Here is a 12,083-nt window from a genome sequence, read left to right as displayed (position 1 = left end):
GTGACAGCAGACTTATCAGTGACAGCAGACTTATCCCCGACGCCGTCCCGGCGTCGGGGATCGCCCGGTTCCTCGGCGCGCTTCCTATACTCGGGTGATGGCCACTACCAGCGGTACCGAGCGCGCGCGCAACACCCTGGCCTACCTGCGCCGGCAGATCACCACCGGCGAGTGGGCCGTGGGGTCGCGGATCCCGATCGAGCCGGCGCTCTCGGAGATGCTCGGCGTGGGCCGGTCGACGATCCGCGAGGCGGTCCGGTCGCTGGCGAGCATCGGCATGCTTGAGACGCTGCCAGGGCGCGGCACGTTCGTGCGGTCCAGCGCCCCGACGAGCGCGGTGCTCTCCGAGTTCCTCACCGCCTACACCCTCGAGGAGCTGCTCAGCTACCGGCGGGCGCTGGAGATGGAGGCCGCCCAGCAGGCCGCCCTCCACCGCACCGACGACGACGTCGCGGCGCTCGAGGCGGCGATCGCCACGCCGCTGCAGATCGCCCACTGCCCCGCGCACGGCGACGACGACGCCACCCGCGAGCTCGCCTCGCGCTTCCACTACCTGCTGTTCGACGCCGCGAAGAACCGGCTGCTCGCCTCGCTGTACGCGGGTATCACCGAGAAGCTCAACGTCCCCGAGAACCGCGAGCGACTGGTCCACGCGGGCGACGCCGCCACGATGCAGCTCGAGCATGAACGCATCGTCGACGCGGTCCGACGCTCCGACTTCATCGACGCGGTCCACGCCATGGCCGACCACATGGACAACGACCTGGTGATCATCACGCCCGACGAGGAGATCATCCCGCCGCTGCGCCGCTCGGCACTCGCCCAGGAGCGGATCGACGCCGCCCGCGCCGAGGCCAGCGAACGCGTCTCCGGGTAGGTCAGCGGGCTGCTCGTCGCTCGGCAGCAGGCAGGGCGGACCTGGTGAGGCCCGCCCTGCCGGTCATCGTTGTGACGACGTGATCAGTCGACCGGGAAGAGCGTCACCGTGATCGCGCCCTGATAGGTGCCCGGACGGGTGTCGACCGGAACCTCCAGCTCGAGGTCGGCATCGAGCCGGCTGGTGCCGACCCGGCCCTGGGCGTCGGCCGAGCCGAGGGTCGCGGGGGCGCTGAGGCCCTCGCCGCCCGAGAGCTCGGTCATGACGCGGGCACCGGCCGTCACCCCGTCCTTGGCCTCGATCAGCCCCGGCGTCCAGCCGAGGTTCGAGCCCCGCACCGTGCGCGAGCCGTCGACGAGGTCCGAGGACTGACCGGCGACGGACCAGCCGGCACCCTCGGCCCGGGAGTCGGTCACCGAGACCGAGGGCAGCTCGCCGGCGAGGCGGAGGCGGTCACCCGCGTTGCGGAGGTCACCGAGGGTGACGCTGCCGTCAGCGACGGAGAGCGCCAGCGCGCCCGGCCCCTCGGAGCCGGCGTCCGGGATCACGGCCTCGACCGGGATGTCGCCGTCAGCAGGCTCGATCAGCCACAGGTCCTCGAGGAGGACGTTGGCGAGGTCGGTGTTGTCGATGTAGTCGCCGCGGACCGGGTCGGTGCCGTTGGCGCGGGCGAACAGCGCGTCGGTACCCGCACCCTTGGACCAGACCGGGACGACCTGGTTGGTGTGGCCACCGGAGTACCAGCCGACGGTCGGCGTGCGGCCGGGCTGGCCGGTCATCTCGGTCCAGTTCGGGTCCTCGTCCGGGCCACCGAGGTAGCCGGTCTCGTGGTCGGCGGTGACGACCACCATGGTGTTGTCCCAGGTGGCCGAGGAGTCCTCGGACTCGACCCAGTCGACGACGGCCTCGACCGAGGCGTTGAAGTCCTGCGTCTCCTCGATGTTCCGCACGGTGTCGTTGGCGTGACCGGTCCAGTCGATCGCGCCACCCTCGACCATGAGGAAGAAGCCGTCCTCGTTCTGCTCGAGGACGTTGAGCGCTCCGGCGGTCATCGTCTCCAGCGTGGGCACGTTCTCATTGAGCGGGGCGTCGTAGGGACGCTCCTCGATGCCGGCGGAGGCCCGGCCCTGCTGGAGGGTGGAGGCGACCTGCGCGAGGCCGAACACGGTCTCGGGCACGTTCTCTCCCGCGGCCAGCGCCTCGAAGTCCGCGGCGTCCTCGATGTAGTCGAAGTTCGTCTGGCCGTCGAGCAGACGCTGGTGGTCGGCCTGCGTGAGGTAGTCGTAGCGCGGCGTGTCGATCGGCTGGTTCGAGTCGTCGAAGCCGGGGTGACCGGCGCCCATGACGACGTCGAGGCTGGAGTCGATCATCTCGGTGCCCATCGCGGTGAAGGCATTGCGGTCGGCGTTGTGCGCGACGTAGCCGGCCGGGGTGGCGTGGTTGAACGGCACTGAGGTGACGAGCCCGGCGGAGCGGCCGGTGGCGGCCGCGCGCTCGACGAGGTTCTCGACCTCGTTGCCCTCGTGGTCCAGACCGATGACGCCGTTGTTCGTCTTGACGCCGGTACCCATCGCGGTGGCCGCAGCGGCGGAGTCGGTCGTGCTCTCGTTGACGTAGTTGTGATCGGTCCAGGCGCGGTCCGGCTCGTAGGAGTTGCCGTGCTGGAAGGACGTCATGGCGCGCAGGTCCCAGCTCTCGAAGACCTGGACGGGCTCGCCGGGGACGCGCTCGACCACGCCGGTCGCGGTGTCGATCTTGACCTGGTAGTCGCTCTGTCCGGTCTCGTAGAGGTTGGTGTTGGCGACGTGGTTGTAGCCCATGCCGTCACCGATGAGGACGATGACGTTCGCGGGCTCTGCGGGTGCGTCACCCTCGGGTGCGGCGATCACCGGGGCGGCGGTCACTGCCACCATGCTGGTGACAGCCACGCCGACCAGGCCGCGACGGGCCCAGCATGCGGTTGCGTGCTTCATCAGGAATCTCTCGCTCTCGGCTTATGAATCCAGTGGCGGCACCGCGGGTGCCGCGCCCACGACGGTGAGCGATCTCACGCTAGGAGCCGGGCGTGAACACCCGGCTCACGCCAGGGAAACCCCGGACGAGCAGCCGACGAACATTGCGCGCGACCAGGGTCGGGACCCGGGGGATCCCCGATGTGCCCGTGACAGACGGCTGGCAGGTTGGCAGCATGTCGAGGGATGCGCTGGATCGCCGGTACGCCGGCAACGAGCTCAAGGGCACCCCGGGCGTCAACCTGGCGCTCGGCGTCGTCCTCGTGCTCAGCGCGTTCCTGGCGACCACGGGCGCGATGGTGATGGAACGCCTGATCGGGTCGGTCGACCAGCTCTTCGAGGAGGCCCGACCGCCCCACTTCCTGCAGATGCACAAGGGTGACTACGACCCGGCCGCATTGTCCCGGTTCGCCGCGGAGCATCCGGAGATCGAGGCCTGGCTCGTGGTGGAGATGCTCGGCTTCGACGGCGCGGCCATCGGCTGGCACCGCGCGACGACGGGCGAGTCCGGCGACCTCTCCGCCAGCCTCATCGACAACCTCGTCGTCACCCAGAACGAGCAGTTCGACTTCCTCATCGACGAGACCGGGGCGATTCCCTCCCCCGGCCCCGGCGAGGTCTACGTCCCGGTCGCCTACCAGCAGAGCGTCGGCCTCGAGGTCGGTGACGAGCTGAGCATCAGCACTGATGCCGGGAGCCACGAGCTGATCGTCCAGGGCTTCGTCCGGGACTCCCAGATGGCCTCCTCGCTGTCCTCCGCCACCCGGTTCCTGGTCTCCGAGCCTGACCTGCTGGCGCTGGAGCGGGCCGGCGGCGGGGCCCCCGAGAGCATCGTCGAGTACCGCCTCACCGACCCGGCCGGGACGGCCGACCTCCAGCGCGCCTACGAGGCCGACGAGACGGTGCCGAAGAACGGCCAGGCGGTCACCCTCGGGATGATCCGGATGATCCACGCGTTCGGCGACGGTCTGGTGGTGGTGGCGCTGGTCTTCGTCAGCCTCCTCCTCGTGGCGATCGCGCTGCTCAACCTGCGCTTCGTCATCCGCGGGACGTTGGAGGACGAGGTGCGCGAGATCGGCGTGATGAAGGCCATCGGTCTCCCGGACCGCACCATCGCCGGGCTGTACCTCGCGAAGTACCGCGTCATCACCCTGCTGGCGTGCCTCGTCGGCGGTGTCCTCGCCGTCGTCGCCACGGGTGTGCTGACCCGGCCCCTCGAGCTGAACTACGCAGCCGCGCCCACCGGAGCGATGACGATCCTCGTGCCGGTCGTCGTCCTGGCGTTGGTGTACCTGCTCGTCATCACCTGCTGCCGTCGCGCCCTCGGCAGGGTGCGGAAGGTCGAGGTCGTCACGGCCCTCGTCCACGGCAGCACCCACGATGAGCGCCGCTCCGCCCGCCGGGCCGCCCGGCAGGCCAGGCGGGCGCGCCGGTCGAGGCTCGCGCCGTCGCGCGGCGGGAGCATCACCCGACGGCTGGCGCTGGTGGACCTGCGCGCCGACGGCGGCCAATGGGCACTGATCCCCGTCGTCTTCTTCCTCGCCGCCGTCCTCATGATCTTGCCGACGAACCTGCTGAGCACCTTTGAGAGCCCCCGCTTCGTCACCTACATGGGCGCTCCCGAGAGCGACCTGCGCGCGGACCTGCAGTTCTCCGACGACGTCGACGCCGTGCGCGACTCGCTGCTCGCCGGTGCGCACCGCGATACCCGGCTGACCGATGTGCGCGCCTTCGCCGACGTGCTGTACGAGACGCCCGGGGAGGACGGGTGGCAGACCCTTCGGGTCGAGGTCGGCGACTACTCCAGCCACGCCGTCGAGATCCTCCAGGGCGAGCGTCCCGGCCCCGGCGAGATCGCGCTCTCGGTGCTCAACGCGGACAGGTACGGGCTCTCGACCGGGGACGAGATGACCCTGCGCCGTGATGGGGAGCCGACCACGGTGGTGGTCAGCGGCATCTACCAGGACGTGACGAGCGGCGGGTACACCGCCAAGATGCCCGGTGAGGTGACGGCCGGCGCCGCCGGGTACGTGGTCTACGCGGACACCCGCGACGGCGCGGACCCTGCTGCGGTCGCGGCGGAGTACAGCGAGCAGTTCCCGACGGCGGCGGTCATCCCGGTGCGCGAGTACGTCCGGCAGACACTGTCGACCGTCACCGGCGCATTCCGGAGCGCCGCGGTGCTCGCCGTCGTCCTCGGCGTCGGGGTCGCAGGGCTCATCACGAGCCTGTTCCTCCGACTGCGGCTCACCCGGGAGCGCCAGACCATGGGGACGCTGTCCACCATCGGATTCTCGGCGCGCGAGATCGTCTCGCAGGTGAGGCTCAAGACGCTCCTGTCAGTCGCCGTCGGGACCGGCCTGGGCGTCGTCTTCGCCGCGACGGCCGGCGAGACCGTCGTCGGTCTGCTCATCTCCGTCGCCGGACTGGGCATCGCCGATCTCGCATTCATCCCGACCCCGCTGCTCGTCTACGTGACCTACCCGCTGCTGCTGCTCGCCACCGGATATCTCGCGGCGGTGCTGCTCACCGCGCCCCTGCGTAATGCCGACAAGAGCTCGTGGCTCAACCGATGAGAGGAAACCTCGTGCCGCACACCGCTCGCGTGACCCTGGAGTCGACGGACCTGACCAAGGCCTACGTCGGCACCGACCCGCCGACCCTCGTCATCGATGGGATCGACCTGGCCGTGCGGCAGGGCGAGTTCCTCGTCGTCATGGGGCCGTCCGGCTCGGGGAAGTCCACGCTGCTCTACAGCGTCAGCGGTATGGACCGCCCGACGAGCGGCACCGTGCTCCTCGACGGACAAGACCTGACCTCGCTCGGTGACACGGAGATGAGCCGGGTCCGGCTGACGCGGATGGGGTTCGTCTTCCAGCAGGCGTACTTCCTGAAGAACCTGAACATCCGGGACAACATCCTGCTGCCTGCGCTCAAGGCGGCGCCCAGGGAGAAGGCTGCCGTGGTCGCGCGCGTCGACGCGCTCATGGCACGGTTCGGGATCGCTCACGTCGCGCGGCACGGCACCACCCAGGTCTCCGGCGGTGAGCGGCAGCGAGCCGCGATCTGCCGCGCGCTGGCCGGTGAGCCGGCCATCCTGTTCGCCGACGAGCCGACCGGCGCACTGAACAGCAGCATGTCGATCGAGGTGATGGATGCTCTCACCGGCGTGCACCGCGAGGGCACCACCCTCGTCATGGTGACGCACGACCCCACCTGCGCCGCTCGGGCCGAGCGCGTCGTGTACCTGCGGGACGGCCGGCTGGTGGCCTCCCGTGAGCTGGGGCCGTGGCACCGCGAGCAGGCGAAGCAGCGCGAGGACGAGCTGCTCAGCTGGCTGCGGGACCTGGGGTTCTGACTCAATCCGGGCCAGGGCGCACGAGGACATACGGCGTGGTGCAGCCGACCAGCCGCACCACGCCGGAGGTCCTCCTCACGTCAGCGAACCATCTGCAGCGTCACCCCTCCTCTGCTCTGGCTCAGCTGCCCACCGACGTCGCTCTGCGCCGCGGACCGCACGATCGCGGACCGTTCCCGCACGCTGATGACGTCGTCTGCCACCAGCTGCGTGGTCACCGCACCCACGTGCCGCACGAACTGACCGTGGTTCGGCCAGGCGTCGTCGTCGAGGATGAGGTCGTTGATCGTGCACCCGTCGTCGAGGGTGTGGTTGGTGACACCGCTATCGACGTCACCGACGACGACGGTCGCCCGCTGGTCGGAGTCCGGGCACGTCCCGGGCTCGTCGCCGACGATGGCGAACTCGACCAGCTGCCAGTCCTCGACGTTCCCGGCCACGTCGGTCGACCGGAACTCGACCGCGTGCTCGCCTTCCTCGTCGAACACGAGGGGCTCGGCGTAGACGTTGTGGTCTTCGTCGCCCGCCAGCCGCCAGTGGGTCTGCGCGGCACCGGAGGTGGCGTCCTGCGCTGCAAGGCTCACCGTCACCTCGCCGGTGAAGTCGTCCCCCTGCGGCTCGCCCTCGAGCGATGCCTCGGTGCCCGGAGCCGTCTGGTCGATCAAGAACTCGATCTCCGAGATCCCGGTCTCCACCGGCCCCTGACCGCTGGCAGGAGTGACCTCGAAGGTCGAGACCATCCCCCGCCACGTCGTCGGATCGTCCGGATCCAGCAGGTTCGCGTGCGGCGTGCAGTACACGTAGAACGTGCCCTGCTCGGTCGCCTCGAAGTAGAACGGATCGTCCTCCCAGTCGGATCCTTCGGGGCGGGAGTCCAGCACCACACCGTTCGCATCCGTGACGACGACGTCGTGCGGGTACCCGGGGACGTACTGGAACTTGACCGTGTCGCCCTGCTCCACCGAGAACTCGCTCTCGCTGAACTCGAAGCCGTTCTCCCCGACGAGGATCTCCTTCTCACTCGGCTCACCGTCACCAGGCAGCACGGCCTTGTAATCGATGTTGTAGACGCCGTCCTCGTCGAACGTCACCGGCTCGGTCCACGTCTGCCACTGTGTCTCGTCGGTCCTGGGACGCCACTGCAGCTCAGCACCGGGGTTGTTGGACTCCAGCGAGAGCATCACCGGCGAGACGTACCAGGGGGCGATGCCGTCCGGCTCCGCCGGGTTCAGCGAAGCGTCGACCGTCAGCTCTGGATCGTCCTGCACTTCCTTGATCCAGACGTTGCGGAAGTCCACGCTCTCACCGGCGGCTTGGCCGGAGGAGTGGTTCTGCAGGCCGACGAAGCCCTCGAGGCCGCGACTGCCGTCGCCGGTGTAGGTGGCGACCTCGACCCCGTTGAGGGTCACCCGGTACTCCTGGCCGATCGCCTCGATCTCCATGGTGTTCCACTCACCGATGGGGTTGGTTGCGAGCGGTTCGGCCGGCGCGAAGGTGTAGATCGCGCCGGTCCGCCCCATGGGGTTGTCGGTGGCGTCATAGATCTGGACCTCGTAGCCCTCATTGACCGGCCTGCCGGCGTCGCCCTCCGGATCGGGGAACCGGACGAAGACACCGGAGTTGTCCGCCGGGTCCTGGACCCGGAAGTCGACCTGCATCACGAAGTCCTCGTACATCTGCTCGTCGTACCAGAGCAGACCCATGCCGCCGTGAGGCTGCAGCAGACCGCACTCGTCGATCTCGAAGCCACCAGGACCTGCCTGCGTCCAGCCGTCGAGCGACTCGCCGTCGAACAGCGAGACGTAGCCCTCGGGCGGTGCCTCGGGAGCCGGGCAGGTGTCGTCGCCGAGCTCCTGGACCCAGATGTCGCGGAAGAACACGTTGTCCGACACGCGGTTGTTCTGGATGCCGATGTATCCGGAGGACAGGTCACGTCCCCGGTCGCTCGGGTTCTCGTACTCATTGACGAGGACGCCGTTGATCGACACCCGCACCATCGGGTCCTCGACCTCGATGATCATCTCGTTCCACTCGCCGGCCACCGTCGGGAACGACGTCGGCGCCTGGTAGGTGTAGATCGACCCGGTCTTCGAGCTGTCCGGGGCGTCCGGCCGGCCGCCGGTGTCGTCGATGTTGATCTCGTAGCCCTGGTTCACACCGATCCACGGATCGTCACCTGGGTCCGGGAAGCCGAAGAAGACACCCGAGTTGTCGTTCTCCTCGACGGCCTTGAAGTCGAGGTGCAGTCGATAGGACTCGAACTCCTCCTCGTACCAGAGCATCCCGAGCCCTTCCGGGTCGCCGATCGTCTCCAGCGCGCACGCGCCCTCACGGTCCTCGTCCGGGACGACGGCGAACCCGCCAGGTCCGGCCTGGTTCCAGCCGTCCAGCGTGAAGCCGTCCCACAGCGCCCGGTACCCGTCGTCGGGTGCCGGAGCCCCGCAGACCGGGCCTTCCGGCACGCACAGCGAGAAGTCGCTGAACGTCGCCGTCAACGGACTGGCGATCTCGTCCGGGCCGTGCACCGCGAAGAAGCCGAGCTGCGGTGCCTCGTAATTCGAGACCGGCGCCGGCCGTCCGACATTGATCCACGAGCTACCGTCCCGCGAGTACGCGGCAGCAACGTTCTGGCCGTCACTCGTCAGCCGGATCTCGATCGTGTCCGGAGCATTGACAACAGCGGGATTGTCGACCCCGCCCTGATACCGGATCTCGCCGTTCTCGTGGTAGAGGTACTCGAACCTTCCGTCGGGATTGCTGCCGTATGACGGGAAGTACGCCATCTTGGTGAAGTTCTCGTCGTCGTCGTAAATGATGAAGCCGGCCTGGTCGTGGTTCACCGCATTTGCTGGCATCTCGACCGTGACCTCGGCAACCCACCGCCCGTCCGGCATGGGAGTCGTGATCAAGTTCTGCCCGTCGGTGACGATGTTGCCGCTCAGGTGGTTGCTGATCATGTCCCCCTGCAGCATGTCGATCTCGAGCCCGCCGTCGACCTGCCGGTAACCATCCGGGTTCTCACGGACGATGGTCGACCACAGCTCACGGTCGAGCTCGGTACCGCCGAAATCGTCGGTGACGCACTGGACGGGACCGGGCTCCTCGCCCTCCACATAGTCGATGCGGTACAGCCCGGCGTTCGAGCTGGGACCGAAGCCCCCGCCCTCGAGCACGTACAGCGACCCGTCCGGGCCGAACTGGCCGTCCATGAGACCCGCCCAGTACTGACCGGGAAGGAAGTCGTCGATCGCGACGATCTGCTCGTTCTCGTCGAGCTCGGCCGTCTTCACATGGCCGCGGTGGTAGTCGAGCAAGAACCACCGGCCGTCATAGTGCTCGGGGAACTTGGTCTCGGACTCCAGGTCCTCGTCATAGCGATACACCGGCCCGGACATCGGCCCACCGGCCCCGGACCCCATGTTGAGGAACGGCTCCGGGATCGGGCTGACCTCGCCATCGGGCATACCCACCCAGGTCGAGGGCCAGTTCGCCCAGCTCCTCGGGTAGTAGATCGTGGCGGGCGTGACGGGCGGCAGCTGCTCGAGGCCGGTATTGTTCGGCGAGTCGTTGATCGGGCCATTCTCGCAGTCGTAGAAGTCGCCGAGCGGCTCGTTCGTCTCGTAGTCCCACGGCCGGTACGGGAAGTTGTTGCCGATGCAGTACGGGTACCCGTAGTTGGCCGCCTCCGACGTCGCCATGTACTGGTCGAAGCCCCACGGACCACGCTCGGTCCACTCACCCAGCCGGTCCGGGCCGTAGTTGCCGATGTGGAGCCGGTCATTGGCCGGATCGATCGAGATCCGGAACGGGTTGCGGAACCCCATCGCGTAGATCTCGGGCCTCGTCAGGTCCTGGTCGTACTCGTCCTGCGGGAACAGGTTCCCCTCGGGAATCGTGTAGGTACCGTCCGGCTGCGGGGTGATTCGCAAGACCTTGGCACGCAGGTCGTTCGAGTTGCCCGAGGTGCGCCGATCATCGTTGTACCAGTGGGTCGGTCGGCTGTCGATCGGCGAGTACTGGTCGTTGAGGTCGGGCGTCGACTCGTCACCGGTGCTCAGGTACAGGTTCCCCGCGGAGTCGAAATCGATGTCCCCCGCGACGTGACAGCAGTTCGTCTTGTTGTACGGTACCTTGAGCATGACGATCTCCGAGGAGACATCTACCTCGTCGCCCTCGACGACGAATCGCGACAGGAAATGATTGTTCTCATCCCTGCTGGTGTAATAGGCGTACACCCAGCCGTTGGACTCGAAGTCCGGGTCCAGCGCCAGTCCCAGGAGGCCCCCCTCCTGGTTCTTCGATCCTTCGATATCCGGGTCTGCCGGCAACGGATGATCGTCGAACACGCTCAGCTCCGCCGCGACGGTCACCTCCTCCGTGTCCGGGTGGTAAACTCGGATCACGCCATCGCGGCTGGTCGTGAAGACCCTGCCGTCGGCAGCTATATCCATCGTCATCGGCTCTGGCACATCAGGTGTCAGCAGCACTTTTTCGAACTCGTCAGCCGCAGAAAGATCTGCGAACGTCGAGGCTTGGTTTGGCTGATGATCATTCCCGGGATCGTCGGCTGCTTGCGTAGCAGCCGGCGTGCTCACCAGGAGCGACATCAGCAATGGTAATGACAACAATCCAGATATGGACCGCTTACTCATGACCCCTCCACTCTGAGTAGGCTTCTGAAGCCACCCACCTTGACGGCCGGCTGGTGGCCTGTCAAGGTTTTGCGAAGTATTGGGGCAGAGTCGCTCATCGGCGAGCTCCCGCAGATCAGGTAGCGGTCGGCCGCTCGGGACGTTCCACCATCGGCAGCTTCGCAGCCCTACCTGCTCGCGCCTCAGCACGCGCTGCCCCTGCACCGCCGATCGCGGTTGCCACCCGTCTGGCATGCTCGTCATAGGCGGCGTCGAACAGCTCGGCCGAGCGCTCGTTGCCGACGATCACCGCCGAGGTCAGCACCGGCAGGTGGACGCCGCGCGCCACGAGCAGCTCCGCGGTCTGCACCTTGAGCTCGTTGACCACGGCCACGGTGACCGCCGTCGATCCTGGTCCGACCGGGGTGTCGAGCCCGGGCACCTGCACGAGCGCATCCCCGGGCGGCGTGCCGATGTCGATGACGAGGTCGGCAACCTCGCGAAGCGTCGTGCCGGTTGGCGATCGTGAGACCGAGGAGTGCGGTACCGAGGTTACCGCGACGGTTCGCAGACCGCGGCTCTTCGCGCCCTGCGCCATCTCCACCGCAACGGTGGACGTGCCTGAGACGCTGAAGACGATCATCACGTCCCGGTGGCCGAAGGCGAAGTTCGACAGCACGACGTCGGCGAGGCCTGATGTCCGCTCCACGTACATCGCCTGGCGCTGCCCGTTCGCGCCGACGACCTGGGTGTGGAACGTCGTCGACAGCTCGACGATCGGATGGAAGCCGGGATACGAGCCATAGCGGGGGAACATCTCCTCCACCGCCATGCGCGAGTGCCCGCTGCCGAACATATGCGCAAGGCCACCGGAGGCAATTGCGTCGCCGCACCAATGAGCGGCCGTAGCGATGGCTTCCGCCTGCGTCTCCTGAACCTGTTGGATCAGCTCGATGACCCGGGTCGACCATTGTCCAGCCAACTGGCCGGTCGATGCCATATGTTCAGTCGTCCCTTCACGCCCATATAGTCCAGCCGCTATATGGGTGTGGACAGTAGAATATGGCGCCTGGCAGGTCAAGGACCGAGCGACCACCTGCCCTGCGACGTCCAGCGCCGGTGACGCACCGTCGCGGCGCGCCCGACGGCTGCCCGACCCAGCGCCGACGCGGAGCCAGCAACCTGTCGCTGAAGCTGCGCCAGCG

General features: G+C 67.9%; 6 protein-coding genes. 3 read left to right on the top strand and 3 right to left on the bottom strand.

Going from position 1 to position 12,083, the window contains the following annotated elements; translation table 11 throughout:
• Nucleotides 1-97: 97 nt before the first annotated feature.
• Nucleotides 98-877 carry a FadR/GntR family transcriptional regulator gene (locus V2J52_RS00435; protein WP_331225693.1) on the top strand — a complete coding sequence of 260 codons (780 nt, stop codon included), beginning with the start codon at nucleotides 98-100 and terminating at the stop codon, nucleotides 875-877.
• Nucleotides 878-960: 83 nt separating this feature from the next.
• Here V2J52_RS00435 and V2J52_RS00430 read toward each other — a convergent pair whose 3' ends face one another.
• A complete protein-coding gene (locus tag V2J52_RS00430) occupies nucleotides 961-2,850 on the bottom strand; it encodes an alkaline phosphatase (RefSeq protein WP_331225692.1) in 1,890 nt (629 codons plus the stop codon).
• Nucleotides 2,851-3,065: 215 nt separating this feature from the next.
• Here V2J52_RS00430 and V2J52_RS00425 point away from each other — a divergent pair, with 215 nt between their 5' ends.
• Complete coding sequence (locus V2J52_RS00425) at nucleotides 3,066-5,465, top strand: ABC transporter permease (protein WP_331225691.1); 2,400 nt, start codon at nucleotides 3,066-3,068, stop codon at nucleotides 5,463-5,465.
• The gene (locus tag V2J52_RS00420) at nucleotides 5,462-6,247 is read left to right on the top strand and encodes an ABC transporter ATP-binding protein (protein ID WP_331225690.1); all 786 of its coding nucleotides are present in this window, start codon (nucleotides 5,462-5,464) and stop codon (nucleotides 6,245-6,247) included. Before V2J52_RS00425 ends, V2J52_RS00420 begins: the two co-directional genes overlap by 4 nt.
• Before the next feature lie 80 nt (nucleotides 6,248-6,327).
• On the opposite strand, the gene V2J52_RS00415 is transcribed toward V2J52_RS00420, so the two are convergent.
• Both V2J52_RS00415 and V2J52_RS00410 read right to left on the bottom strand, forming a co-directional pair.
• On the bottom strand, nucleotides 6,328-10,899 hold the full coding sequence (locus tag V2J52_RS00415) for a 3-keto-alpha-glucoside-1,2-lyase-like domain-containing protein (protein WP_491062152.1): 4,572 nt from the start codon (nucleotides 10,897-10,899) through the stop codon (nucleotides 6,328-6,330).
• Between the two features lie 115 nt (nucleotides 10,900-11,014).
• Nucleotides 11,015-11,878 (bottom strand): SIS domain-containing protein, encoded by an 864-nt coding sequence (locus tag V2J52_RS00410; protein ID WP_331225689.1) that lies wholly within the window; start codon nucleotides 11,876-11,878, stop codon nucleotides 11,015-11,017.
• Nucleotides 11,879-12,083 lie beyond the last annotated feature (205 nt).

The organism is Georgenia sunbinii, from assembly GCF_036421875.1.
Lineage (GTDB): Bacteria > Actinomycetota > Actinomycetes > Actinomycetales > Actinomycetaceae > Georgenia_B > Georgenia_B sunbinii.
This window is presented reverse-complemented; position numbering and strand designations above follow the sequence as displayed.

What these genes read in the sequence shown, in the direction of transcription:
- V2J52_RS00435 (WP_331225693.1), top strand. Translation starts at nt 98, where the DNA reads ATGGCCACTACCAGCGGTACCGAGCGCGCGCGCAACACCCTGGCCTAC.
- V2J52_RS00425 (WP_331225691.1), top strand. Translation starts at nt 3,066, where the DNA reads ATGTCGAGGGATGCGCTGGATCGCCGGTACGCCGGCAACGAGCTCAAG.
- V2J52_RS00420 (WP_331225690.1), top strand. Translation starts at nt 5,462, where the DNA reads ATGAGAGGAAACCTCGTGCCGCACACCGCTCGCGTGACCCTGGAGTCG.
- V2J52_RS00430 (WP_331225692.1), bottom strand. Translation starts at nt 2,850, where the DNA reads ATGAAGCACGCAACCGCATGCTGGGCCCGTCGCGGCCTGGTCGGCGTG.
- V2J52_RS00415 (WP_491062152.1), bottom strand. Translation starts at nt 10,899, where the DNA reads ATGAGTAAGCGGTCCATATCTGGATTGTTGTCATTACCATTGCTGATG.
- V2J52_RS00410 (WP_331225689.1), bottom strand. Translation starts at nt 11,878, where the DNA reads ATGGCATCGACCGGCCAGTTGGCTGGACAATGGTCGACCCGGGTCATC.